This is a genomic window from Pseudomonas phoenicis (assembly GCF_047302395.1).
In the GTDB taxonomy this organism is placed as follows: Bacteria; Pseudomonadota; Gammaproteobacteria; order Pseudomonadales; family Pseudomonadaceae; genus Aquipseudomonas.
On sequence record NZ_CP154852.1, the window covers coordinates 2,003,117 to 2,028,525 of the forward strand.

General features: G+C 62.4%; 19 protein-coding genes and 1 tRNA gene. 3 read left to right on the forward strand and 17 right to left on the reverse strand.

Annotated elements, in window-relative coordinates; translation table 11 throughout:
• Positions 1-30 precede the first annotated feature (30 nt).
• The 5 genes from AA0Z93_RS08930 to rpsU form a co-directional block, all read right to left on the reverse strand.
• Positions 31-107 (reverse strand) — tRNA-Ile (locus AA0Z93_RS08930).
• A 16-nt stretch (positions 108-123) separates the two neighbouring features.
• Positions 124-3,870 carry a bifunctional diguanylate cyclase/phosphodiesterase gene (locus tag AA0Z93_RS08935; protein ID WP_413049136.1) on the reverse strand — a complete coding sequence of 1,249 codons (3,747 nt, stop codon included), beginning with the start codon at positions 3,868-3,870 and terminating at the stop codon, positions 124-126.
• Between the two features lie 164 nt (positions 3,871-4,034).
• On the reverse strand, positions 4,035-5,888 hold the full coding sequence (rpoD, locus tag AA0Z93_RS08940) for an RNA polymerase sigma factor RpoD (RefSeq protein WP_413049137.1): 1,854 nt from the start codon (positions 5,886-5,888) through the stop codon (positions 4,035-4,037).
• 67 nt (positions 5,889-5,955) lie between these two features.
• Positions 5,956-7,953 (reverse strand): DNA primase, encoded by a 1,998-nt coding sequence (gene dnaG / locus AA0Z93_RS08945; protein WP_413049138.1) that lies wholly within the window; start codon positions 7,951-7,953, stop codon positions 5,956-5,958.
• A gap of 295 nt (positions 7,954-8,248) precedes the next feature.
• Positions 8,249-8,464, reverse strand: a complete 216-nt coding sequence (gene rpsU, locus AA0Z93_RS08950) for a 30S ribosomal protein S21 (protein WP_002551877.1) — start codon at positions 8,462-8,464, stop codon at positions 8,249-8,251.
• Between the two features lie 203 nt (positions 8,465-8,667).
• Between rpsU and tsaD the strand changes: the two genes are divergently transcribed.
• Positions 8,668-9,693 (forward strand): tRNA (adenosine(37)-N6)-threonylcarbamoyltransferase complex transferase subunit TsaD, encoded by a 1,026-nt coding sequence (tsaD, locus tag AA0Z93_RS08955; protein WP_413049139.1) that lies wholly within the window; start codon positions 8,668-8,670, stop codon positions 9,691-9,693.
• A 41-nt stretch (positions 9,694-9,734) separates the two neighbouring features.
• Here tsaD and plsY read toward each other — a convergent pair whose 3' ends face one another.
• Positions 9,735-10,304 carry a glycerol-3-phosphate 1-O-acyltransferase PlsY gene (gene plsY / locus AA0Z93_RS08960; RefSeq protein ID WP_413049140.1) on the reverse strand — a complete coding sequence of 190 codons (570 nt, stop codon included), beginning with the start codon at positions 10,302-10,304 and terminating at the stop codon, positions 9,735-9,737.
• Positions 10,305-10,378: 74 nt separating this feature from the next.
• Between plsY and folB the strand changes: the two genes are divergently transcribed.
• Together folB and folK are read left to right on the forward strand one after the other, a co-directional pair.
• On the forward strand, positions 10,379-10,735 hold the full coding sequence (gene folB, locus AA0Z93_RS08965) for a dihydroneopterin aldolase (protein WP_413049141.1): 357 nt from the start codon (positions 10,379-10,381) through the stop codon (positions 10,733-10,735).
• Entirely contained in the window at positions 10,726-11,235 is a 510-nt protein-coding gene (gene folK / locus AA0Z93_RS08970; protein WP_413049142.1) for a 2-amino-4-hydroxy-6-hydroxymethyldihydropteridine diphosphokinase, read from the forward strand. The genes folB and folK overlap by 10 nt, the downstream gene beginning before the upstream one ends.
• A gap of 45 nt (positions 11,236-11,280) precedes the next feature.
• Here the strand turns inward: folK and AA0Z93_RS08975 are convergent, their stop codons facing one another.
• The 11 genes from AA0Z93_RS08975 to AA0Z93_RS09025 form a co-directional block, all read right to left on the reverse strand.
• Positions 11,281-12,519: a multifunctional CCA addition/repair protein gene (locus AA0Z93_RS08975; RefSeq protein WP_413049143.1), complete on the reverse strand. Its 1,239-nt coding sequence runs from the start codon at positions 12,517-12,519 to the stop codon at positions 11,281-11,283.
• A gap of 59 nt (positions 12,520-12,578) precedes the next feature.
• On the reverse strand, positions 12,579-14,144 hold the full coding sequence (locus AA0Z93_RS08980; protein WP_413049144.1) for a SpoVR family protein: 1,566 nt from the start codon (positions 14,142-14,144) through the stop codon (positions 12,579-12,581).
• Complete coding sequence (locus AA0Z93_RS08985; protein WP_413049145.1) at positions 14,141-15,415, reverse strand: YeaH/YhbH family protein; 1,275 nt, start codon at positions 15,413-15,415, stop codon at positions 14,141-14,143. The genes AA0Z93_RS08980 and AA0Z93_RS08985 overlap by 4 nt, the downstream gene beginning before the upstream one ends.
• A 142-nt stretch (positions 15,416-15,557) precedes the next feature.
• Entirely contained in the window at positions 15,558-17,480 is a 1,923-nt protein-coding gene (locus AA0Z93_RS08990) for a PrkA family serine protein kinase (protein ID WP_413049146.1), read from the reverse strand.
• Positions 17,481-17,761: 281 nt separating this feature from the next.
• The gene (glpE, locus tag AA0Z93_RS08995) at positions 17,762-18,091 is read right to left on the reverse strand and encodes a thiosulfate sulfurtransferase GlpE (RefSeq protein WP_413049147.1); all 330 of its coding nucleotides are present in this window, start codon (positions 18,089-18,091) and stop codon (positions 17,762-17,764) included.
• An 11-nt stretch (positions 18,092-18,102) separates the two neighbouring features.
• Positions 18,103-18,969 (reverse strand): symmetrical bis(5'-nucleosyl)-tetraphosphatase, encoded by an 867-nt coding sequence (locus tag AA0Z93_RS09000; RefSeq protein WP_413049148.1) that lies wholly within the window; start codon positions 18,967-18,969, stop codon positions 18,103-18,105.
• The gene (gene apaG / locus AA0Z93_RS09005) at positions 18,969-19,349 is read right to left on the reverse strand and encodes a Co2+/Mg2+ efflux protein ApaG (RefSeq protein ID WP_413049149.1); all 381 of its coding nucleotides are present in this window, start codon (positions 19,347-19,349) and stop codon (positions 18,969-18,971) included. Before apaG ends, AA0Z93_RS09000 begins: the two co-directional genes overlap by 1 nt.
• 119 nt (positions 19,350-19,468) lie before the next feature.
• Positions 19,469-20,275 (reverse strand): 16S rRNA (adenine(1518)-N(6)/adenine(1519)-N(6))-dimethyltransferase RsmA, encoded by an 807-nt coding sequence (rsmA, locus tag AA0Z93_RS09010; RefSeq protein WP_413049150.1) that lies wholly within the window; start codon positions 20,273-20,275, stop codon positions 19,469-19,471.
• A complete protein-coding gene (gene pdxA / locus AA0Z93_RS09015; protein ID WP_413049151.1) occupies positions 20,272-21,261 on the reverse strand; it encodes a 4-hydroxythreonine-4-phosphate dehydrogenase PdxA in 990 nt (329 codons plus the stop codon). The genes rsmA and pdxA overlap by 4 nt, the downstream gene beginning before the upstream one ends.
• Positions 21,258-22,577 (reverse strand): peptidylprolyl isomerase, encoded by a 1,320-nt coding sequence (locus AA0Z93_RS09020; RefSeq protein ID WP_413049152.1) that lies wholly within the window; start codon positions 22,575-22,577, stop codon positions 21,258-21,260. Before AA0Z93_RS09020 ends, pdxA begins: the two co-directional genes overlap by 4 nt.
• Positions 22,558-25,368, reverse strand: a complete 2,811-nt coding sequence (locus AA0Z93_RS09025) for an LPS-assembly protein LptD (protein WP_413049153.1) — start codon at positions 25,366-25,368, stop codon at positions 22,558-22,560. The genes AA0Z93_RS09020 and AA0Z93_RS09025 overlap by 20 nt, the downstream gene beginning before the upstream one ends.
• Positions 25,369-25,409 lie beyond the last annotated feature (41 nt).

Genomic DNA, 25,409 nt, shown 5'->3' on the forward strand with positions numbered 1-25,409 from the left:
AAGCCGCGCAATGCGCGGCTTTCGACAAGATGGTGGGCCCACACGGACTCGAACCGTGGACCAAAGGATTATGAGTCCTCTGCTCTAACCGACTGAGCTATAGGCCCTCAGAAGGAGGCCGGATTATAACGAGGGATCACCCCTACTGCCATCCGAAAGATCCGAAAGTGCTATGCGAAGAAACAATCCTGCGAATTCCCGTGCCGGCAAGGGCAGGCTGACGATGTATCCCTGGATCTGCTCACACCCCTCGGCGGCCAGGAACTGCTGCTGCGCCTGGGTTTCCACGCCTTCGGCGATGATGGTCAGCTGCATGCTGCGCCCCAGGGCGATGATGGCGCGGGCGATGGCGGCGTCGTGGGCGTCTTCGGGCAGGCCGCGGATGAAGGATTGGTCGATCTTGAGGATGTCCAACGGCAAGCGCTTGAGGTAGCTCAGCGAAGAGTAACCGGTACCGAAATCGTCGATGGCCAGTTGCACACCGAGCTGCTTGAGCTCGTCGAGCACGGCCAGGGCCTCTTCGGCCTGGCTCATGATGAAGTTTTCGGTGATCTCCAGTTGCAGGTCGCCGGCATCGAGCTGGTAGGTGTGCAGCAGTTGCTCGATGCGCTTGGCCAGGTTGGGTTGGCGCAGCTGTGCGCCGGCCAGGTTGATGGACAGCGGTCCGAACGCTTGGTACTGGCTTTTCCATTGCTGCATCTGCTTGCAGGCTTGCTCAAGCACCCAGTCGCCGATTTGCAGGATGCTGCCGTTGTCTTCGGCCAGGTTGATGAAGTGCTCGGGCGGTACTTCGCCGAAGGTCGGGTGGTTCCAGCGCACCAAGGCTTCGGCACCGACCAGGGCTTGCGTCTTGAGGCTGAGCTTGGGTTGGTAGCACAGGCTCAGCTCGTTGCGTTCGATGGCGCGGCGCAGCTCGTGCTCCAATGCGATGCGCTCGTTCGCCTGGGCGGTGAGGTCGCTGGTATAGGCTTCGACGCGGTTGCGGCCCTTGGCCTTGGAGCGGTACATGGCCGCGTCGGCGTTGCGGATCAGGCTGGCGACATCGGTACCGTCCTGCGGGTACAGGCTGATGCCGATGCTGGCACTGGTGAAGAACTCGTGTTCGCCCGCCTGGAACGGTGCGACGAAACACGCCAGCAGCTTGTTGGCGATGGCGCTGGCGTCGCTGGGGCGGTGCAGGCCCGGCAGCAGGATGATGAATTCGTCGCCGCCCAGTCGCGCCACCGTGTCGACGTCGCGCACCTGCTCCTTGAGCCGGTGCGCGATGCCCTTGAGCAACAGGTCGCCCACCGGATGGCCGAGGCTGTCGTTGATGTGCTTGAAACGGTCGAGGTCGAGGAACAGCACCGCACCTTGGTGGCTGGTGCCATGGGCGTCGGCAAGGGCGTTTTGCAGGCGGTTTTCGAACAGGGTGCGGTTGGGCAGGCCGGTGAGCGGGTCGTGGTGGGCCTGATAGTCGAGCTTGGCCTGGGCGTGCTTGAGGCTGGAAATGTCGGCGAAGACCGACACGAAGTGGGTGATCTCGCGCTCGTGGTTGCGCACTACGCTGATGGTGACCCAGCCGGGGTACATCTCGCCGTTCTTGCGCCGGTTGTAGATTTCGCCCTGCCAATGGCCTTCTGCGGTGAGCTGATGCCACATGGCGGCATAGAAGGCGCTGTCGTGATGCCCGGAGGCCAGCAGCCGCGGCGTTTGCCCGAGCGCCTCGATTTCGCTGTAACCGGTGATCTCGCTGAAAGCCCGGTTCACCGCGCTGATGTGTTGGTCGGTGTCGGTGATCAGCACGGCTTCGGCGGTGTTCTCGAACACGGTGGCGGCCAGTTGCAGCTTTTCCTGCATCAAGTGGCGCTCGGTGATGTCGCGGGCGATGGTCAGCATGCAGTCGACGCCGGCGATCGGCAGTGGCCTGACCGACAGCTCGCACAAGCGAATCTGGCCGTCACTACGGCGGATCAGGCAGCTGAAGTCCCGCACGAAGCCGTCGCGTTTGAGCAGCCCGACGAGTCGCTGGCGCTCTTCCAGGTCGGCCCAGATGTTCAGGTCCACGGCTGTCTGGCTGCCGCGCTTGGTGTTGAGGTTGTAACCCGTCAAACGGCAGAAGCCCTCGTTCGCCTCGATCAGCAAGCCATCGCTCTGGCGCGAGAGCAGCAGGCCATCGGGCGACGCATGGAACGCCTTGGCGAACTTTTCCTCGGAGGTTTGCAGTTGCTGCTGGGTTTCTTTCAATTGGCTGATGTCGCGCACGGCCACGACCAGAACCAGGACGCCATCGAGGTCGAAGGTCTCGGCAGAGGTGAGGCCAGTGAAGCGTTGGCCATCACTGCGCAGGAAGGTCATTTCCAGATTGCGGATACCGCCGTGGTGCAAGCGCTCCAGAAGCCCTGGGGAATCGTCTTCGACCTCCCACAGACCGAGCTCCGTCGCCGTGTGGCCGACGACTTCGCTGCGCGTCAGGCCGGTCTGTGCTTCGAAGGCTTCGTTGACTTCCAGCAACCGGCCATCGCTGTGCCGGGCGATGACCAGGATGTCGGGGCATTGCTCGAACACCGAGGCGAACTTCTGTTCCGATGACCGCAGCGCATGCTCGGTGCGCTTGGTCTCGCTGATGTCGATCATCAGCCCGCGCATCAGCGGCGCATGGCCCTGCCTGATCATGCTGACGATGTTGCGCACCCACAAGGTGTGGCCATCGGCGCAGATCACCCGATAGTCGAAGCTGTGGTGGCGGCTGGCGGCGGTCTCGCGCTCGCAATAGGACTGGGCACGCAAAACATCGTCAGGGTGCAGGATGCTGTGCCAGAACCCAGGCTTGAGCCAGTCCTTGAGCGGGTAGCCCAACAGGCCTTCGGCATGGGGCGAGACGTAGCTGAACGTGAAATCCTCGGCATTGGCCTCCCAGGCTACTGCCGACAGGCTTTCGACCAAGCTGCGGTAGTGGTACTCGCTGCTGCGCAGCTCCTGCTCCAGGGCCATGCGCCGGGATATTTCCGAACTCAGCCGGCGATTGATGCGCATGACCATGGCCAGCCCGGCGATGAGCAACAGCAACGCCGGCAGGCCATAGACCAATACGTCGTGCCACAGGCTGCGCTGGTCGAGCACATCGGCCACCCAGCGGCGTTGAATCTCGCTCACTTCGGTTGCCGAGAGGTCGGCCAGGACCTTGTCCAGGATCGTCACCAGAATCGCATTTTCACGTGGCGCGGCCATCGCCAGTTGGTAGCGGTAGGGCGTTTGACCACTGATGTGCAGGCCATCGAGCTTGGTTTCGCGCAGACTCCAGATGCTCGATGCCAGATCGCTCACCACCGCGTCTACCTGTCCGGTGGCCAAGGCCTGCAAGACCGAATTGACGTTGGGTAGGGTCACCAGACTGAGGTCCGGATGGTGGGTGCGCAGCAACTCGTGGGGTGCGTAGTCTTCCACTACGGCGATCTTCAAGCCATACAGGTCGTGCAGGTTACGCGGCTGTGGGCCGCCTTTGCGTGCCAGGATGACGATAGGAAAGTCCAGATAGGGACGGGTGAACGACAGGTACTCCTGACGCGCGGGCGTCGCCATGATGGCTGCGAGCAGGTCGACGCGCTGAGTGCGCGCCTGGTCGAGCATGTGCGCCCAATCACCGGGTGCGACGGGTTGCATGGCCACGCGCAGGCGCTGTTGGATCAGCGCTATATAGTCGGCCGACAGACCTTGGAAGGGGCCTGCGCCGCTACGGAATTCGAAAGGCGGCCAGGCACCGTCGCCACCCAGGCGCAACTGTGGATGAGCCCTGAGCCAGGCGTTTTCTTCTGTGGTGAGGGTGAGGGCGCCGGCGGTTGCCGTCCAGGTGGCAAGAAACAGGGTGAGCAGGGCCAGCGACAAACGCATGAAGGGGTCTCGATCCGGGAACATGTCAAACGAGTGTAGACCGGCATTGCGAGTGTGCTCGGCTTCGCGAGGTATTGCTTGGCAGAACGCTGAAAGCTGCGGTCTAGACGTGCGCTTGCACAATCGCCACAAAGAAAAACCCCGGCCTGGGCCGGGGTTTGTCATCACTCGTCGAGGAAGGAGCGCAGGTGCTCGCTTCGCGTCGGGTGGCGCAGCTTGCGCAGCGCTTTGGCTTCTATCTGACGGATGCGTTCGCGGGTTACATCGAACTGTTTGCCGACCTCCTCGAGGGTATGGTCGGTGTTCATGTCGATGCCGAAGCGCATGCGCAGCACCTTGGCTTCGCGTGCGGTCAGCCCGGACAGTACGTCACGGGTAGCCTCTTTCAAGCTCTCGACCGTAGCCACATCGATCGGGGACTGCATGGTCGAGTCCTCGATGAAGTCGCCCAGGTGCGAGTCTTCGTCGTCGCCGATCGGCGTTTCCATGGAGATCGGTTCTTTGGCGATCTTCAGGACCTTGCGGATTTTGTCCTCAGGCATCTCCATGCGCTCGCCCAGTTCTTCCGGGGTCGGCTCGCGACCCATTTCCTGCAACATCTGCCGGGAAATGCGGTTGAGCTTGTTGATCGTTTCGATCATGTGCACCGGAATACGGATGGTGCGCGCCTGGTCGGCGATGGAGCGGGTGATCGCCTGACGAATCCACCAGGTGGCGTAGGTCGAGAACTTGTAGCCGCGGCGGTATTCGAACTTGTCCACCGCTTTCATCAAACCGATGTTGCCTTCCTGGATCAGGTCGAGGAATTGCAGGCCACGGTTGGTGTATTTCTTGGCGATGGAAATGACCAGACGGAGGTTCGCCTCGACCATTTCCTTCTTGGCGCGGCGTGCCTTGGCTTCGCCGATGGACATGCGGCGGTTGATGTCCTTGATTTCAGCAACGCTCAGACCGGTCTCTTGTTCGAGGTCGATCAGTTTCTGCTGGCAGGCCACGATGGCCGCGTCTTTCTCGCCCAGGGCCGCAGCCCATTTGGTGCTGCGCTTGGCAAGGTCACCGCTCCAGGTCTGGTCGGTTTCATTGCTGGGGAACAGGCGCAGGAAGTCGGCACGCGGCATGCGGGCATCGCGCACGCACAGCTGCATGATGGCGCGCTCTTGTGCACGCAGACGCTCCAGGGCACTGCGGACACGCTCGACCAGCGCCTCGAACTGTTTGGGCACCAGCTTGATCGGCATGAACAGCTCGGCCAGCGCGGCCATGGCGGCCAGGCTGTCCTTGTGCGCACGGCCGTGCTTCTTCAGCACCTTGAGCGTTGCGTCGCGCTGCTCGGCGACCGCGCCGAAACGCTGACGGGCCAGCTCTGGATCGGGACCGCTCTCGACTTCGTCTTCGCTGTCGTCGCCGTTATCGTCGCCGTCTTCTTCCTCGTCGCCTTCCTGCTTGGCCGCAGCGGGCTTGGCACCTGGAATGGGCACTTCGTCGTTGGGCGAGGCGATGTTGTCGTCAGGGTCGATATAGCCGCTGAAGACGTCGGACAAACGGCCCGCATCGGTGGTGACGCGTTCGTATTCGCTGAGGATGTGGTCGACGGTGCCCGGGAAGTGGGCGATGGCGCCCATGACTTCACGGATGCCTTCCTCGATGCGCTTGGCGATTTCGATTTCGCCTTCGCGGGTCAGCAGTTCGACGGTACCCATTTCACGCATGTACATGCGCACCGGGTCGGTCGTACGGCCGATATCGGTTTCAACGGCCGCCAACGCTGCCGCAGCTTCTTCGGCCGCGGCTTCGTCGGTGTCGGCTTCCGCCAACAGAAGGGCATCCGCATCCGGAGCACTCTCGAATACGTTGATCCCCATGTCGTTGATCATGCGGATGATGTCTTCCACCTGTTCCGGATCTGAAATATCCTCCGGCAGGTGGTCGTTGACCTCCGCGTAAGTCAGGTAGCCCTGCTCACGACCGCGGGTGATCAACTCTTTGATACGAGACTGCTGTTGCGCTTTTCCGGACATAACACCCTATCCACTGAAGGTCTTGGCGGGCAAAAAACAAGCCGGGGATTATACCCGAGCAAGGACCTCACGCGCCAGTTGAGGTCGGGGTTTGTGCTGGAACATGACGAATGAGCAGGGCGACCAGTTCGGTTTTTTCCTCGCTCGACAGCGCAGGCCCATGGCCGCTATCGCTTAGACGCGCCTTTTTCATCAGATGTTCAAGCCTTCGCTCGCGCTGACGAGCGGACAAGCTGGTTATGGTGTCGATGAACTGTTGTTCAAGGTTTTCGCCGTCAATCAACCACTCCTTTTCAGCCAGAGCCCGCAGCAATCGACCCTGATCGGTGCCGTGCCAGCGTGCGATGAGTTGCATCGAGCTTAGTCGAGGATTCTTCTGCGCCGCTTCGATCAGGGCCACGAGCAACTGGCTGTAGACATGCTCTTCGTCGGCGAAGTGGCTGGCGTTCTCGACCTTGCCGGCCAGCAACGGATGGTGCAGCAGGGTACGCAGCGCCGACAGGGTGGGCGGTTCCACGGGTGCCGGCACCCGTGGTGGTGGCTCGCGGCGGTCGTCGCGCTGCCAGGGCTTGCCGCCTTTTTTCCACGGTTTGTCCTGCCACTGTTTCTTGCCTTGGCCTTTTTGTGCGCCCCACGAGGGTTGTTCCTGATGGCCGGCGTAATGCTCGACGTGCGGCATGTCGCCGTAGTCGGGAGTGAAGGTGGCCATGGCGTCGTAGTCATAGCCAGGATCGTAATCGGGCGCGCTGGCGGGCGGCGCGCTTTGCGCCAGTTGTTCGACTTGCTGCGGGTCGAGGCCGGTGATCTCGCGCAGTCGGTTGCGCATCAGCTGGCGCAGGTTGGCGCCCGGCACCTGCTCGATCAGCGGCGCTGCCAGGGTAGCCAGATGCGCCTTGCCTTCCAGCGAGCGCGGATCGGCCTCGTTGCTCAGTTGCTCGAAGAAATAGTCGGCGAGCGGCTGCGCATGCTGGTTGATGCGGGCGTGGAAGGCATCGGTGCCCTCGGCGCGCACCAGAGTATCGGGGTCTTCGCCTTCGGGCAGGAACAGGAAGCGCGCTCGGCGGCCGTCCTGCAGGCTCGGCAGGGCCGATTCCAGCGCCCGCCAGGCCGCCTTGCGCCCAGCCTGATCGCCGTCGAAGCAGAACAGCACGCTGGGTACCACTCGGTACAAGCGCTTCAAGTGTTCTTCGCTGGTCGCGGTGCCGAGGGTGGCCACTGCGTTGCGCAGGCCTTGCTGGGCCAGGGCGATGACGTCCATGTAGCCTTCGACGACGATGATCTCGTCGAGGTTGCGGTTGTGCTTGCGGGCCTCGTACAGCCCGTACAGCTCCTGGCCTTTGTGGAACACCGGGGTTTCCGGCGAGTTCAGGTATTTGGGCTTGTCGTCGCCCAGCACCCGACCGCCGAAAGCGATGACGCGCCCGCGACTGTCGCGAATCGGGAAGATCACACGGTCACGGAAGCGGTCGTAACGCTTGCCGCTCTCGGCGTTTTCGATCAACAAGCCGGCATCGATCATCACCTTTTGTTGCAAGGTGTCGGCGCCCAGATGCTTGAGCAGGTTGTCCCAGCCGGGTGGTGCGAAGCCCAGGCCGAAGTCGCGTGCGATCTCGCCGGACAGACCACGGCCTTTGAGGTACTCGACCGCAGACTTGCGCGTCGGATGGTTGCGCAGCGCCTGGCGGAAGAACTCGGCGGCCGCTTCGAGCAATGGGTACAGCGGCGAGTCGGTCGGCTGGCGCGGTTTCTGGTTGCGCCGGCCTTCCTCGCGCGGAATTTCCATGCCGGCTGCGCGGGCCAGCTCCTCGACCGCCTGGGGGAAGTCCAGGTTGTCGTGGTCCATGATGAAACCGAGCGCGTTGCCGCCGGCACCGCAGCCGAAGCAGTAGTAGAACTGCTTGTCGGGGCTGACGGTGAAGGAGGGGCTTTTCTCCTTGTGGAACGGGCAGCAGGCGGACAGGTTCTTGCCGGTCTTCTTCAACTGCAGGCGCGAGCTCACCACATCGACGATGTCGGTGCGGTTGAGGAGGTCATCGATGAAACTCTGCGGAATCAGCCCGGCCATGGCGGTCTCGTCATCTGGCGACTGGCAAGTTTAGACGCCCGCGCGCAAACGCAACGTAGCGGCCAGTGATGAAAAAGAAAGGAATGCGGGGTGGAACGTGCGCGTGGGTGGCCTCGGAAGGCCCGTCAGTAAAACGTGCACCACTGGTCGAAGACCAGGCCTGACGAATGTCGCGAAGTGCCCGTGGCTTGTGCCGGGGCGCCCAAAGCGCATGGCTCAGGGATTGAAACTACAACTGCCATTAGCCCGGCGCGATGGCCGGGCTTTGGCAGAAGCTTTGCGACGTGCGTCTGTATCAGTACAGGCGAACGGCGCGGCGCTGTTCGCGCTGAACCTTCTTGGCGTGACGCTTTACAGCGGCGGCAGCTTTACGCTTACGCTCCGAAGTCGGCTTCTCGTAGAACTCGCGGCTGCGAACTTCAGCCAATACACCGGCTTTTTCGCAGGAGCGCTTGAAGCGACGCAGAGCTACGTCGAAGGGTTCGTTCTCTTTAACTTTGACGGCTGGCATCCAGGGCTACCTTATTCATTACCGGGGTAGACGGACTCCTGGCAAAACAAAGGTGTGCTGGAGAACGTCGGTTTTCAAGGGTTGCGGATGTTACCCCGTCGCCAGCAGGAATGCAAAGCCTCTGATCGAAAACCGCTGGTCGGTACCTGGCGCGGCGACTATCATGCGCCGCTTCGAATTCAGCCTCCACAAGGCACGCACCCATGTTAGTACTGGGCTTGGAAACATCCTGCGACGAGACTGGCGTCGCATTATATGACAGCGAGCGCGGTCTGTTGGCCGATGCCCTGTTCAGCCAGATCGACCTTCACCGCGTCTACGGCGGCGTGGTGCCGGAGTTGGCCTCACGCGACCACGTCAAGCGCATGCTGCCGCTGATCCGCGAAGTCCTGGCCAGCGCCGAGCGTGTACCTGGCGACATCGACGCCATCGCCTACACCGCAGGCCCGGGTCTGGTCGGTGCCTTGCTGGTGGGGGCGTCCTGCGCGCAGGCATTGGCTTTCGCTTGGGACATTCCAGCCCTGGGCGTGCACCACATGGAAGGCCATCTGCTGGCGCCGATGCTCGAAGCGCAGCCACCGGCATTCCCGTTCGTCGCTTTGTTGGTGTCGGGGGGGCATACCCAACTGGTTCGGGTCGACGGTATCGGCCAATACCAGCTGCTGGGCGAGAGCCTGGACGACGCCGCCGGCGAGGCGTTCGACAAGACCGCCAAACTCATCGGCCTCAACTACCCAGGCGGTCCGGAAATCGCTCGCCTGGCCGAGCGCGGTACACCGGGGCGCTTCAAGTTCCCACGGCCCATGACCGATCGGCCAGGACTGGAATTCAGCTTCAGCGGCCTGAAAACCTCGACCCTCACCGCCTGGCAACAGTGCTGCGCTGCAGGCGACGACACCGAACAGACCCGCTGCGACATTTCCCTGGCGTTCCAGCAGGCGGTGGTCGATACCTTGACCATCAAGTGCAAGCGCGCCCTGCAGCAGACCGGCCTCAAGCGTCTGGTCATCGCGGGCGGCGTGAGCGCCAACAAGGCGCTGCGGGCCTCGCTCGAGGACATGCTGGCGAGCATCAAGGGCAACGTCTATTACGCACGCCCGCAGTTCTGCACCGACAACGGCGCGATGATCGCCTATGCCGGTTGCCAGCGTTTACTCGCCGGGCAGCGCCAGGACCTGGCGATCAGCGTGCAGGCCCGTTGGCCGATGGAGCAGTTGCCGGCGATTTGAGCCTGCATCGGTTGCAGGGGCGCTGTGCGGCCCTTCGGCATTCAGAAATGCCGCTCGCGCCCTGCCCACAGGTCGCGCAGGTTGCTGCGGTGGCTCCAGACGATCAGCAAGGTAAGCAGAGTGACCGGCAGCAGGGCGTCGGCCTGGCGCCAGGCCAGCAGTGGCAAGGTCAGCGGGGTAGCGATCAAGGCGGCGAGGGAGCTGGTGCGGCTCAGATGCAAGGTCAGCGACCAGGCCCCGATCGCCAACAGGGCCGCCGGCGGGTACACCACCATCAACATGCCGGCGGCGGTGGCCACGCCCTTGCCGCCATGGAAGCGGAAGTACACCGGGAATACGTGGCCTACCACGGCACATAGGCCGATCCAGGCCTGCGCTTGCAGGTCGAGGCCGGCCAGCTTGGCCAGCAGTACCGGTACGCTGCCCTTGCACAGGTCGCCCAACAGGGTCAGGATCGCCATTCGGCGGCCCGCCAGCCGCAGCATGTTGGTGGCGCCGGCATTGCCGGAGCCGCTCGAGCGCGGGTCGGGGCTGCCTGCCAGTCGGCTGAGGACGATGGCGAAGGACAGTGAGCCGAGCAGGTAGGCAAACAGTGCCAATGACCAAAACATGCTAACTATTCCGGGCGAGAACGCCCCGATTCTAACGGCGCCAGTCGCCCTTGTCGTGCTGTGGAGAGAAGTGCTTGGACAGAGTGTTCATCGAAGGCCTGGAAGTCGATACCGTCATCGGCGCCTATGACTGGGAGCGCGACATTCGGCAGTGCCTGCGCCTTGACCTGCGCTTTGCCTGGGACAACCGCCCTGCCGCCGCCGACGACGACCTGAGCCTGACGCTCGACTACGCCACCGTCACCGCGCGTATCCAGGCATTCGCCGAGCAGGCGCGTTTCGAACTGGTGGAAACCTTCGCCGAGCGCTTGGCCGCGGCCTTGATGCAGGAATTCGGCATCGCCTGGATGAGCCTGAAGGTGACCAAGCCGGGCGCCATCCCGGCAGCCCGCGGTGGTGTTGGCGTGGAGATCGAGCGCGGATGTCTCTGAGCACGGTATATCTGGGGCTGGGCAGCAACATCGAGCGCGAACGCCATCTGTGCGCGGGGCTCGATGCGCTGGCCGATCTGCTGAGCGACATGCGTTGTTCGGCCGCTTTCGAAAGCGATCCGGTGGGCATCAAGAGCGGCCCGTTCATCAACCTGGTGGTCACCGGCCAAACGACGCTGCCACTGCTCGAACTCGACCGACGCCTGAAATTCATCGAGGCCGACAACGGTCGCTATGCCGCAGATCGCAAGGGCTTGCCGCTGGACATCGACGTATTGATGTTCCGCGACTGGCACGGCACCTTCGATGGCTTGGTACTGCCCCGTGCCGAGATCCTCAAGAATGCCTTCGTGCTCTGGCCGTTGGCACTGCTCGCGCCCGACCTGCAGCACCCGCTGGCTGGCAAAAGCATGGCGCAGCTGTGGCAAGAGGCCGACATTCGACAAGTGCTCGCCCCGGTATCGTTCGAATGGCGCGGCAGGCAACTCACTGCCATGTGATGAGCGGCGGCCCGGCCCGGTATGGGGAGGGCCGAACGTTGGGCATCAGCCTTTCGCAGCCATGCGTGCCGCTTTGAATGCCTTCAATGCATTCAGCCGCTCGCGCTTGATCGCATCGCCCAAGGCCTTGCCGGCCAGTCCCTGATCGATCAGGTGCTGCGCGCTGGCAGCGCGGGCTACCTTGGCCGCTTCGCGCAGGTACTCGGCCTGTAGATAAGGTCGATTCTCCAGGCCCAATCGGCCGCGAGCGTCCATTTCGCATGCGGCGATGAAGTCTTCGAAGCGCTGTGGACGTCGGTACACGTCGAATTTTTGCAGCAGCTCCAGCAGCGTGTCTGGCCGCAATTCCAGCGCGCGATGGCCGTGGGTATGGTATTCGCCGACCAGTAGCGCCAGTTCCTGGCATTCCTTGGGCGCCTTGAAGCGCTGGTTGACCGCCTTGATCAGCTTCACACCCCGATGTTCGTGGGCGATATGCCGCGGCCATTGCTCCGGAGGCGTGGTGCCCTTGCCCAGGTCGTGCAGCAGGCAGGCCCAACGCACGCTCAGCGGCTGACGGTGCAGCGCAGCCTGTTGCAACACCGCCAGGGTATGGACGCCACTGTCGATTTCCGGATGATGGGCTTCGGGCTGCGGCACGCCGAACAGTGCGTCGACTTCCGGCATGAGCTGCGCGAGCGCGCCGCAATCGCGCAGCACTTGGATGAACACCTGTGGCTGCGCCTCCATCAGAGCGCGTTCGATTTCCTTCCAGCTGCGCTCGGCAGTCAGTGCTTGCAGCTCGCCCGACTCGCTGATCTGGCGCATCAGCGCCAGCGTTTCTTCGGCCACGCCAAAGCCAAGAGGTGCATAGCGGGCAGCGAATCGCGCCACGCGCAGCACGCGCAAAGGGTCTTCGGCGAAAGCAGGGGAGACGTGACGCAGCAGCTTGGCTTGCAGATCGCGTTGCCCATGATAGGGGTCGTACAGGTTGCCCTGTTGATCTTCGGCCATGGCGTTGATGGTCAGGTCACGGCGGAGCAAGTCCTGCTCCAGCGTCACCTCGGGGCTGGCGTGAAAGGTGAATCCGCCATAACCGCGACCGCTCTTGCGCTCGGTGCGGGCCAGGGCGTACTCCTCGTTGGTCCTGGGATGCAGGAATACCGGGAAGTCGGCGCCCACTGGGCGATAACCCTGCTCGTGCATCTGTTCGACAGTGGCGCCCACCACCACCCAATCGACATCGCTTACGACGAGGCCGAGCAAACGGTCGCGTACCGCGCCGCCAACTTTGTAAATGTGCATAAACGTCTCCAGTGCAGGCCCACAGCATACCCTGTGAGCCTACACTGGCGTGCGTCGCCTCATGGATGGCGGGCGGCCATGTCCAGGCGCCCATAGTCATGAGCTTCGCCATGTTCGCTGCGCGGTGGCATGTGATGGGTTTTCATCACCTGTTCGCCTTGTACGGTTTCCAAGTGCACGTCGAAGCCCCACAACCTGTGGAGGTGGCGCATGACCTCTTCGGTGGAATCGCCCAGAGGCTTGCGGTTGTGCTGTTGATGGCGAAGGGTCAGCGAGCGGTCGCCGCGGCGGTCGATGCTCCAGATCTGCACGTTCGGCTCGCGGTTGCCCAGGTTGTACTGGGCTGCCAATTGTTCACGGATTGTCCGATAACCCGATTCGTCATGGATGGCCGGCACCAGCAGGTCGTCACGCTGGTCGTCATCCAGAATGCTGAACAGTTTCAGGTCGCGCATCACCTTGGGCGACAGGTATTGCAGGATGAAGCTCTCGTCCTTGAAGCTGCTCATGGCGAATTTCAGGGTGGGCAGCCAGTCGCTACCGGCGATTTCCGGGAACCAGTGACGATCCTCGTCGGTGGGGTGCTCGCACATGCGACGTATGTCGGTGTACATGGCAAAACCCAGTGCGTAAGGGTTGATACCGCTGTAATAGGGACTGTCGAAGCCGGGCTGGAACACTACGCTGGTGTGCGACTGCAAGAACTCCATCATGAAGCCGTCGGTCACCAGGCCTTCGTCGTAGAGATCGTTCATCAACGTGTAGTGCCAGAAGGTGGCCCACCCCTCGTTCATCACCTGCGTCTGGCGCTGTGGGTAGAAATACTGCGCGATCTTGCGCACGATACGCACCACCTCCCGCTGCCAGGATTCGAGCAGTGGCGCATGTTTCTCGATGAAGTAGAGGATGTTTTCCTGCGGCTCTGCGGGGAAACGTGCGAAGTCCCTGCCATCATCTTTTTCCGCGCTTTTCGGGATGGTGCGCCAGAGGTCGTTGATCTGCCGTTGCAGGTACTCTTCGCGTTCGGTCTGGCGCCGGCGTTCCTCTTCGGCGGAAATGGGGTAGGGCCGTTTGTAGCGGTCGACGCCATAGTTCATCAGGGCGTGGCACGAGTCGATGAGGTCTTCCACGGCGTCGATACCATGGCGTTCTTCGCACTGGCTGATGTACTGCTTGGCGAACACCAGATAGTCGATGATCGAGGTGGCGTCGGTCCAGGTGCGGAACAGGTAGTTGCCCTTGAAGAAGCTGTTGTGCCCGTAGCAGGCATGGGCGATCACCAAGGCCTGCATGCACATGGTGTTCTCTTCCATCAGGTAGGCGATGCACGGATCGGAGTTGATCACGATCTCGTACGCCAGCCCCATCTGGCCACGTGTATAGGACTTCTCGGTGCTGAGGAACTGCTTGCCGTAAGACCAGTGGTGATAACCCAAGGGCATGCCCACCGAAGCATAGGCGTCCATCATCTGTTCGGCGGTGATCACCTCGATCTGGTTGGGGTAGGTGTCCAGAGCGTAGCGCGCGGCCAGACGACTGATCTCCCTGTCGTAGGTCTGGATGAGCTCGAACGTCCACTCGGAACCGGTGGAAATGGGTTGGCGTCGCTGGGCTCTGGCGGTCATGTGGCTAACCTGCGCTGGAAGAGTTCACGGAAGACCGGGTAGATGTCACCGGCCGAGACCAGTTGCTGTTGGGCGAACGTGTCGGGGAAGGCTTCGCCCATGCGCTCGTACTCGTACCACAGCGCCTGGTGTTCGCGCGGGGTGATCTCGACGTAGGTGTAGTACTGCACATGGGGCATGATCTGCTTGGACAGGATGTCTCGGCAGATGGGCGAGTCGTCGTTCCAGTTGTCGCCGTCCGAAGCTTGGGCAGCGTAGATGTTCCAGTCGTTGGTGGGGTAGCGCTCGGCCATGATCTCCTGCATCAGCTTGAGCGCGCTCGACACGATGGTGCCGCCGGTTTCCCGCGAGTAGAAGAACTCTTCTTCGTCCACCTCGCGGGCGCTGGTGTGGTGGCGGATGAACACCACGTCGATGCGGTCGTAATTACGCTTGAGGAACAGATACAGCAGGATGAAGAAGCGCTTGGCGATGTCCTTGGTGGCTTGGGTCATGGAGCCGGACACGTCCATCAGGCAGAACATCACCGCTTTGGAGCTAGGGTTGGGCTGCTTGACCAGCAGGTTATATTTGAGGTCGAAGGTGTCGAGGAAGGGCAGGCGGTTGATGCGCGCCCGCAACCGCTCGATTTCGGCCTCGACCGCTTGGATGTCGGTGAAATTGGCCGGCTCTTCCACTTTCAGCCGGGCCAACTCGGCTTCGGCCTTGCGCAACGCCGCGCGGCTGCTGCCGGTCAGTGCGATGCGCCGGGAGTGGGCCGAACGCAGCGTGCGTACGATGTTGATGCGCGACGGGTTGCCCTCGCTGCTGACACCGGCGCGTACGGTCTTGAAGGTGTCGGTGCCGTTGAGGTGCCGCTTGACCAGATTGGGCAGCTCCAGGTCCTCGAACATGAATTCGAGAAACTCTTCCTGGGTGATCTGGAAGACGAACTCGTCCATGCCTTCGCCGGAGTTGCCCGCCTTGCCGGGGCCGCTGCCGCCACCACCGCCGCCCTTGGGCCGGGCGATCTGCTCACCGGCCGTGAACTCCTTGTTGCCCGGATGCACAATGGTCTGCTTGCCACCACGACCATGGTGCAGCACCGGCTCGTCGATGTCGCGGCCTGGGATGCTGATCTGTTCGCCGTGCTCCATATCGGTGATGGAACGCCGGCCGACGGCCTCTTCGACCGCCTTTTTGATGTGGTCACGGTAACGCCGCAAGAAGCGCTGGCGATTGACCGTGCTCTTGTTCTTGCCGTTCAGGCGTCGGTCGATTACATAGCTCATGGTTCCTCCGGTCGCTGGGAGCAGCTGCAAGCCATAAGCCTCGCGCTGCAAGCAAGAGCAGCTGGCACTGGGCAAAACCCTGGCACCGGGCTCACGCCCGATGCTCCAGAGGTTTGGCAGCCGAAGCCTGCCACTTGCCGCCTTACTGCGATTTCCTGACCCGCAGGTACCATTCCGACAGCAGACGTACCTGCTTATCGGTATAGCCACGTTCCACCATCCGCGTGACGAAGTCGTTGTGTTTTTTCTGGTCCTCTTTGCTCGCTTTGGCGTTGAAACTGATGACCGGTAGCAAGTCTTCGGTGTTGGAGAACATCTTCTTCTCGATCACCACCCGCAGCTTCTCGTAGCTCAGCCAGCTTGGGTTCTTGCCGTTGTTGTTGGCGCGCGCACGCAATACGAAGTTGACGATTTCGTTACGGAAGTCTTTCGGGTTACTGATGCCTGCCGGCTTCTCGATTTTCTCCAGCTCTTCGTTGAGGGCCACGCGGTTGAGGATCTCTCCGGTTTCCGGATCGCGGTACTCCTGGTCCTGGATCCAGAAGTCGGCGTACAGCACATAGCGGTCGAAGATGTTCTGACCGTATTCGCTGTAGGACTCCAGATACGCGGTCTGGATTTCCTTGCCGATGAACTCGATATAGCGCGGCGCCAGGTATTCCTTGAGGAAGCGCAGATAGCGCTCGCGGGTTTCGGCGGGGAACTGTTCCTGTTCGATCTGCTGTTCCAGCACATACAGCAGATGCACAGGGTTGGCCGCCACTTCGTGCGGGTCGAAGTTGAAGACCTTGGACAGAATCTTGAAAGCGAAACGTGTGGACAGACCGTTCATGCCTTCGTCGACGCCGGCCGTGTCGCGGTATTCCTGGATCGACTTGGCCTTGGGGTCGGTGTCCTTGAGGTTTTCGCCGTCATAGACCCGCATCTTCGAATAGATGTTGGAGTTTTCCGGCTCCTTGAGCCGCGACAGCGAAGTGAACTGCGCCAGCATCTTCAGCGTGTCCGGTGCGCAGTGGGCCTTGGCCAACGAGCTGTTGGCGAGCAGTTTGTCGTAGATTCTGATCTCGTCGCTGACACGTAGGCAGTACGGTACCTTGACGATATAGATCCGGTCGATGAACGCCTCGTTGTTCTTGTTGTTGCGGAAGGTATGCCATTCCGATTCGTTGGAGTGCGCCAGCAGAATCCCGGTGTAGGGAATTGCGCCCAAGCCTTCGGTGCTGTTGTAGTTGCCCTCCTGGGTAGCCGTAAGCAACGGGTGCAGCACCTTGATCGGCGCCTTGAACATCTCGACGAATTCCATCAGCCCCTGGTTAGCTCGGCACAGCGCACCCGAATAGCTGTAGGCATCGGCGTCGTTCTGTGGGAATTCTTCCAGTTTGCGGATATCGACTTTGCCTACCAGCGCCGAGATGTCTTGGTTGTTCTCGTCGCCCGGCTCGGTCTTGGCGATGGCGATCTGATTGAGGATCGAGGGATAGAGCTTCACCACACGGAACTTGGAGATGTCGCCGCCGAATTCCTGCAGGCGCTTGGTAGCCCAAGGCGACATGATGGTGCTCAGGTAGCGTCGGCTGATACCGTACTCTTCTTCGAGGATGGCACCGTCTTCGTTGGCATTGAACAGACCCAAGGGCGACTCGAAGACCGGCGAACCCTTGATGGCATAGAAAGGCTCTTTCTCCATGAGTTGCTTGAGCTTTTCGGCAAGGGACGATTTACCGCCGCCGACCGGGCCCAGCAAGTAGAGAATCTGTTTCTTCTCTTCCAGGCCTTGGGCGGCATGCCGGAAGTAGGAGACGATCTGGTCGATGCATTCTTCCATGCCGTGGAAATCGGCGAATGCGGGATAACGGCGAATGACCTTGTTGGAAAAGATGCGCGACAACCTGGAGTTGGTGGAAGTGTCGATCAATTCCGGCTCACCGATCGCCGTCAGTAGCCGTTCGGCTGCCGAGGCATAGGCGCGGCGGTCTTCCTTGCACAGCTCAAGGTACTCTTGAAGCGAGAGTTCCTCTTGTCGCGTCGACTCGAAACGCTGTTGGAAATGGCTAAAAATGCTCATGACGTCACCTCGCTCGATACGTGGAGCCGACGTCGGATCATTCAGCTGATGCTGGCAGGCAAGCGGTGCTACCGATTGCCGTTATCCCCCCCAGAACACCTGTGTACCGCTGCCGATGACCCGCGCGCCGGTGTACCGGCTCTCCCCTGTTTGGATGGCCTGGGCTTAAGGATAGTTGGTTCTGCGCAAGGTCAAGGACGGAAGGAAGAGATCGCCTCTTCCAATTGCATCGGTCGAGGCGCAAGCCCGCGGCCAACGCGGGCTGTAGAGACTATGAAAAATTATTCCGGCTGGCCTTGGGCGATCGCGTCCGGGTAGGTGCTGTGCCACAGCTCGAAACCACCGTCGAGGCTGTATACGTCAGAGAATCCCTGCCCAACGAGGTATGCCGCAGCGCTCTGGCTGGAGTTGCCGTGATAGCAGACAACGACGGTCGGCGCATCGAGGTCGGCTTGGCGGATGAAATCGGCGACCGAGTGGTTGTCCAGGTGCTGAGCACCTTGGATGTGCCCGCCGCCGAAGGCTTGCGGATCGCGGATGTCGACCACCACGGCGCCTTGCTCGCGCAGGGCTTGGGCTTGCTCGGGGGAAATGCGCTTGAACTCGCTCATGGATGTCTCCTTCAGGGCTGGTCTATGGGGTGGGCAAGGGCGGCCGCAGTGCGCAGCGCGCCGCCTTCGGCGCAATCGCAACGGTAGTATTGACCGTTGTCGAGGTCGTACAGGGTCATGGCACCGCCCCAGACGCAGCCGGTGTCCAGCGCGATCACGCCAGGTTCGCTGACCCGTCCCTCGAGCGCGGCCCAATGGCCGAAAATGATGTCGACGTGCCGCGAGCGGCGGCCTTTATGGGCGAACCAGGGCTTGTATCCCTTGGGCGCGTCGTCCAGACCTTCCTTGCTCTTGAAATCGAGCTTGCCTTCGGCCGTACAGAAACGCATGCGGGTGAAATAATTGGTGATCACTCGCAGGCGCTCCACGCCGGTCAGGCGCTTGCTCCACTTGTTCGGTTCGTTACCGTACATGCCGTCGAGGAAAGGCTTGAGACGTTCATCGTCGCGCAACACCTGCTCGACCTCGGCGGCCAGCTCCAGCGCCGTACCCAGGGTCCACTGCGGGGGGATGCCGGCATGTACCATGGCCACTGCGCGCGGCTCGTCGTAGTGAAGCAGTTTCTGCTGACGCAGCCAGCCCAGCAGTTGCTCGGCGTCTGGCGCTTCGAGCACCTCGCGCAGCGTATCGCCCTTTTTCAGTCGATCGATGTTGCGCCAGGCCGCCAGCAGATGCAGGTCGTGATTGCCGAGCACGCAGACCAGCGAGTCGCGCATGCTGTAGAGAAAGCGCAAGGTCTCCAGCGATTCGGGGCCGCGGTTGACCAGGTCGCCGACCAGCCACAGCCGGTCGACCGAAGGGTCGAACTTCACGCGTTGCAACAGGCACTTGAGCGGTTGCAAACAGCCTTGCAGGTCGCCGACCGCGTATACCGCCATCAGTGCAGCGCCCCAGGCACGGCCAGGCGGAACGGCGCGATCGAGGCTTCGAACTGTGTGCCGTCATCGGCCAGCATCTGGTAGCTGCCCTGCATGGTGCCGACCCGTGTGGCGATCACCGAGCCGCTGCTGTAAGTGTGCGAAGCGCCGGGCGGGATGGAGGGCTGCTGGCCGACCACTCCGGCGCCGCGTACTTCCTCGACCTCGCCATCGCCGTTGGTGATCAACCAATGGCGGGAGATCAGGGTGGCGGTCACGTTGCCAGTGTTGTGCACGGTGATCGTGTAGGCAAAGGCGAAGCGCAGAGCGTCGGGGTCGGACTGGTCTTTGAGGTAACGGGTCACGACGCTGACGTCGATCTGGTAGCGGGGATCGGACATGCAAGGGCCTTGGGCAGAGAGGCGGCAACGGCAATGGTTGCAGTCTAGGGCATTGAAGGGGATACCGACCAGCCGATGGGCCGACCGGTACACCTGATGCGCAGGGCTTACCGTTGCGCTCAGGCGCCGGCTTGTTGGGCGGCCAACTGATCGGCCAGGCGCACGAAGGCGCTCAGATCGAGTTGTTCGGGGCGCAGGCTGCCATCGACGCCAGCAGCCTCGATCGCGGCATTGTCGAGCAGGCCCTTGAGTGTGTTGCGCAGGGTCTTGCGGCGCTGGTTGAAGGCTTCGCGGACCACCCGCTCGAGCAGGGCAGGGTCTTTGGCCGGGTGCGGCGGCGTTGCATGGGGCACCAGGCGGACGATGGCCGAGTCCACTTTGGGCGGTGGGTTGAACGCTCCAGGGCCGACATTGAACAGGTGCTCGACCCGGCAGTGGTACTGCACCATGATCGACAGCCTTCCCCAGTCCCCGCCGCCTGGGCCGGCGGCCATGCGTTCGACCACTTCCTTCTGCAGCATGAAGTGCATGTCGCGGATCAGATGGGCGTGGGCCAACAGGTGGAAGATCAACGGCGTGGAGATATTGTAGGGCAGGTTGCCGACCACTTTCAGGCTGCGTTCGGGCACTTGCAACTGGTTGAAGTCGAACTTCAACGCATCGCCCTGGTGCAGGCGGAAGTTGTCGCAGTGGCGGAACTTGTGCTGCAGGATCGGCACCAGGTCCTTGTCCAGCTCGACGACGTCCAGGTGTGCGCCGCTGTTGAGCAGCCCTTCGGTGAGGGCGCCCTGGCCAGGACCGATTTCCAGCAGGTGTTCGCCTGGTTTGGCGTGGATGGCGCGCAGGATGCGGTCGATGACGCCAGCGTCATGCAGGAAGTTCTGCCCGAAGCGCTTGCGCGCCCGGTGTTGGTAATGCTCGTTCATGGTCGGTTCTCGGCCATCTGGTAGGCGGTTTCCAGCGCGACGCGCAGGCTGCCGGTGTCGACGCGGCCAGTGCCGGCGAGGTCCAGCGCGGTGCCGTGGTCGACCGACGTGCGAACGATCGGTAGGCCCAGCGTGACATTCACCGCAGCGCCGAAGCCCTTGTACTTGAGCACGGGCAGGCCTTGGTCGTGGTACATCGCCAGCACCGCATCGCAGTGCTCCAGATATTTGGGGGTAAACAGGGTATCGGCCGGCAGGGGGCCGCGCAGGTCCATGCCTTCGCTGCGCAGGCGCTCCAGGGCGGGTTCGATGATGTCGATTTCTTCGCGGCCCAGGTGGCCGCTCTCCCCGGCATGGGGGTTGAGGCCGCAGACCAGGATGCGCGGCTGGGCGATGCCGAACTTGTCACGCAGGTCGTTGTGCAGAATGCGCGTGACCCGCTCCAGTCGCTCGGCAGTGATGGCGTCGGCCACCTCACGCAACGGCAGATGGGTGGTCACCAGCGCGACCCGCAGGTCGCCGGTGGCGAGCATCATCACCACTTGCGCGGTGTGGGTCAGCTCGGCCAGGAATTCGGTATGGCCGGAAAAGGCGACGCCTCCTTCGTTGATCACGCCCTTGTGCACAGGGGCGGTGATCATGCCGGCAAAGTCGCCGTTCAGGCAGCCCAGGCCAGCGCGCGTCAGGGTTTCCAATACGAAAGGCGCATTGGCCTTGTCGAGCTTTCCAGCCATCGCAGGATGGGCCAGAGGGGTGTGCCAGACGTAGAGGCTGCCTGCCGGTGCGGGTGCGTCCGGCCACTGGCCGGGTGCCACCAACTGCAGGTCGATCACCAGCCCCAACTGCGTGGCCCGCTCGTCGAGCAGGTCACGGTCGGTGATGGCGATCAGGGGATGGGGCTGGGCCTGGGTGGCGAGCAGCAGGCACAGGTCAGGACCTATGCCGGCCGGTTCGCCCGGGGTGAGCGCGAAGCGCAGTGGCTTCACTGTGCGGCCTGGTCGGCGCCAGGCAGCTTGATTTCGACGTAGGCTTCGTCGCGAATCTGGCGCAGCCAGGTTTGCAGCTCTTCGTCGTACTTGCGGTTGCGCAGCACGCTCAGGGCTTGTTGCTCACGCGCTTGCTCGGTGCTGTCGGTGGCGCGACGGCCCAGCACTTCCAGCACGTGCCAGCCGTATTGGGTGCGGAACGGACGGGTCACCACGCCTTGCTCGGCGGAGGCCATCTGCTCGCGGAACTCGGGCACCAGGCTGTTGGGGTCGACCCAGTTCAGATCGCCGCCGTTGAGCGCCGAACCCGGATCTTCCGAGAAGCTTTTCGCCAGCTCGGCGAAATCCTCACCGTTCTTGATGCGCTCGTAAAGACGCTCGGCCAGTTGCTCGGTCGCCGCGTCGCTACGGATCTCGGTGGGTTTGATCAGGATGTGGCGCACATGCACTTCGTCACGCAACACGTTGGCAGTACCGCCGCGCTTCTCCTCGAGCTTGAGGATGATGAAGCCGTTGGGGATGCGAATGGGCTGAGTGATGTCGCCCGTGCTCATGCTGCCCAGCAGTTTGGCGAAGTCCGGTGGCAGTTGCCCGGCTTTACGCCAGCCCATCTCGCCGCCTTCCAAGGCGTTTTCGCTGGCCGACTGGGAAATCGCCATCTGACCGAAGTCCGCGCCCTGGCGCAACTTCTGGTACACGTCGCCAGCCTTGCGCGCAGCCGCCTGGATGGTGTCGGAGTTGGCGCTTTCGGGCGTGGGAATGAGGATGTTGGCCAATCGGTACTCTTCCGACAGCTGCATCTTGCCCATGTCCGAAGCGAGGAAGTTCTTCACTTCCTGCTCCGATACCTGAATACGTTCGGCGACCCGGCGCTGGCGCACGCGGCTGATGATCATCTCGCGCTTGACCTGCTCGCGGGCGTCCTCGAACGACAGGCCGTCGTGGGAGAGCGCGGCGCGGAACTGGTCCAGCGACATGCCATTGCGCTGGGCGATGGTGCCGATGGCCTGGTTCAGTTCTTCGTCGGTGATGCGGATGCCGGAACGCTCGCCCAGTTGCAGTTGCAGGTTCTCGACGATCAGTCGTTCGAGCACTTGCTGTTGCAGCGCGCCGGCTGGCGGCACGCCGCCGCCGCGCTTGGCGATGGTCTGCTGGACTTCGCGGGTACGCTGATCCAGTTGGCTCTGCATGACCACGTCGTTGTCGACGATGGCCACCACACGGTCCAGAGGCTGCACGGCGGCATGCACCGCGCCACTCAGCATTGCGACGCCCAGCAGCGCTGGGCGGAGGCGATCAAAAAGCTTGTTCTTCACGTTCGCGGTAACCTTGAATGCCTTGGTCGAGGAAGGATTCGACTTTCTTGCCAGCTACGCTGCCGAGGCCCTTGAGGACGACTTGCAGGAAGATGCCGTGGTCACCCTTCTCGTTTTGTGGGGCCGCCTGGCTGTAATCGTCGAAGTCGAGCCAGTAACGGTTGATCAAGCGCAGTTTCCAGCAGCAGTTGTCGTACTCGAAACCGCCCATGGCTTCCAGGGTGCGGTTGCGGTTGTAGTCGTGCTGCCAGCGGGCGATGACGCTCCACTGCGGGACGATCGGCCAGATGACCGAGAAGTCGTGCTGCTGGATCTTGTAGTAGTCCTTGACGTAGTTCGCATCGCCCGGATTGCCGTAATCGCCGCCCACTTTCCAGGTACCGGTCGAGGAGTCGAAGACGACTTGGTCATTGCGGTAGCGGTAGCCGAGGTTGACGATCTTGTTCGGCTCGTCCTCAGGCTGGTAGTGGAACATCGCGCTGCCCGAACGGGTGCTGTGGCTGTCCGGATCCCAGTTGAAATCGGAGTTGAAGCGCCAGTCGCGGTTGAAGCGGTAGCCATAGACCAGTGCGTACGGCGAGACGTCCGACGTGCTGCCCTCGCGATCGCGATAGTCGATGCCTGGCAGTTGCACTTCGCGATCCTTGAAGTACAGGGCTTGGCCGATGCTGAAGGTCTGGCGCTCGAAGCCGTTGTCCTCGATCCAGCGCGTGGTCACGCCCAGCGACAGCTTGTTCTCGTCGCCGATGCGGTCGGTGCCGGAGAAGCGGTTGTCGCGGAACAGCGAGTCGTAGCTGAACAGGGTTTCGGAGGTGTCGAAGAGCGGAATGTCCTTCTGGTCCTTGTTCGGCACGTACAGGTAGTACAGGCGCGGCTCGAGGGTCTGGCGGTAGTTGGTGCCGAACATCGAGGTGTTGCGGTCGAAGTACAGGCCGCTGTCGACGCTCAGGATCGGGATCGAGCGGTCGATCGAGCTGCTGTAGCTACCGTAGCCCGCTAGCGAGGACTGCGCCTGAGCCTGGGCCTTGCCCTGGCCGTCCAGGTCCAGATCGTATTGGGTGTAGACGTATTTCAGCTTGGGCGTGACATAGCCGTAGCTGTTTTCCATCGGCAGGCTCATGGACGGCGCGAGGTTCAACCGTGTGCCGTTGGCCCGTGCGATGCCTGTGATGTTTTCATCGATGCGCTGGCCGGTTGCGATGCCGCCGACACTGTCATCGAGGTTGCCGTCTTTGTTGAAAACGAGGCCATCTTTCAGATCGCGGTCGAACCGTACCGCTTCCGTCTCGTACTCGAAGTTCAACCCGCCCGGCTGGAACGGCAGCGTGCCGTTGAGGGTGATCTGCGGCAGGCGGTTGTAAGGCGTGATCTGCGAAATGGTCGCCATTTCATAGGCATGCGCATTCAACCGTGCGGTGTAGGTGTCGCCCCGGTAAGTCAGTGCGCCTTGCTGGTCGAGGATGTCTTTGCTCTCGACGCCGATCTGGTCGGACTCCAGGTCCTGGAAGTAGAACGGGTCGCTGATGTCGGTGTAGTTCACCTCGGTCATCAGACGCTCGTCCAAACCGCCCTTGTGCTGCCAGTTGACCATCCAGCGGCGGTCCTGGTAGTCGGTCTGGTCCTTGCGCTCGTCGCTGCGGTCGTTCAGGTAACCGCCGCCGAACTGGCCTTCGCTCGATTCGGTGAGGTAGCGGAACTCGCCTTCCATCAGCATGCCGCGCTTGGTCATGTAGCGCGGGTACAACGTGGCATCGTAGTTCGGTGCCAGGTTGAAGTAGTACGGGGTGACCAGCGTGAAGCCGGAGTCGCTGCTGGTGCTGAACGACGGTGGCAGGAAGCCGGACTGGCGACGGTCGTCGATGGGGAAGTAGATATAAGGTGTGTAGAACACCGGAATATCCTTGACCCGCAGGGTGACGTTGGTCGCGGTACCGAAGCCGGTGGCCGGGTTCAGCGTGATGTTGTTGCCCTTGAGCTGCCAGGCGTTGCTGCCCGGTTCGCAGGTGGTGTAGGTACCGTCCTTGAGCCGGATGATGGCGTCTTCGGCCCGCTTGGCGTACAGCGCGCTGCCGCGGATGTGCGACTTGTGCATCACGTACTCGGCGTTGTCGACCTTGGCCGCGCCCGTGTCGAGCTGCACTTCGGCCTGGTCGCCGACCACCAGCGAGCCGTTGTCGCGCAGCTTGACGTTGCCCTTGAGTTCGCCGCGGTTCTCGGTCTGGTAGAGGTTGGCCTCGTCGGCCTGCAACTGCATGCTGCCCTGGCGCATGACCACGTCACCGGCCAGGGTCGCGACCTGCTGCTCCTGCTGGTAGCGGGAGACCTTGGCGTTGAGGTAGGTCGGCGACTCGTCCTTGGGCGTGGTGTCGTTCATGCCAGGACGGCTGGGCTCGACGTAGGCGCCACCGCAGTACGGGCCGGTCTCGGCCAGTTGCGCGGGGGTGAGCTTGTCGCGCGGGACCCAGTCGAGGTGGCTGTAGTCGGCGCTGCGCGACTTCAGGCCGCGGCCTTTGGCCTCGGTCACCAGTACGGGCTTGTCTTGGGCGGCGTCGCTACCTTGCGCGACGTCGCCCTGGTCACCGGCGGCTTGCGCGGCGCCCTTGTGCACAGGCCGTGGGGGAAGGTTGTCTTTGGCTTGCGGCTTGCAGTCCCAGCCACCCGAGGCGGACACTTGGCAGGCGAACTGCTCGGCAGCCATCACCTGCGGCGCGGCCAGGGGTTGCAGGGCCAACAGGCCGCCGGTCACCAGCAACGGAAACTTTCTACGAAACGCGGGGGATTTCAATGCCATCTTATTAGTCCGGGCTTCCTGCGTGCCATCTGCCCGCGTGT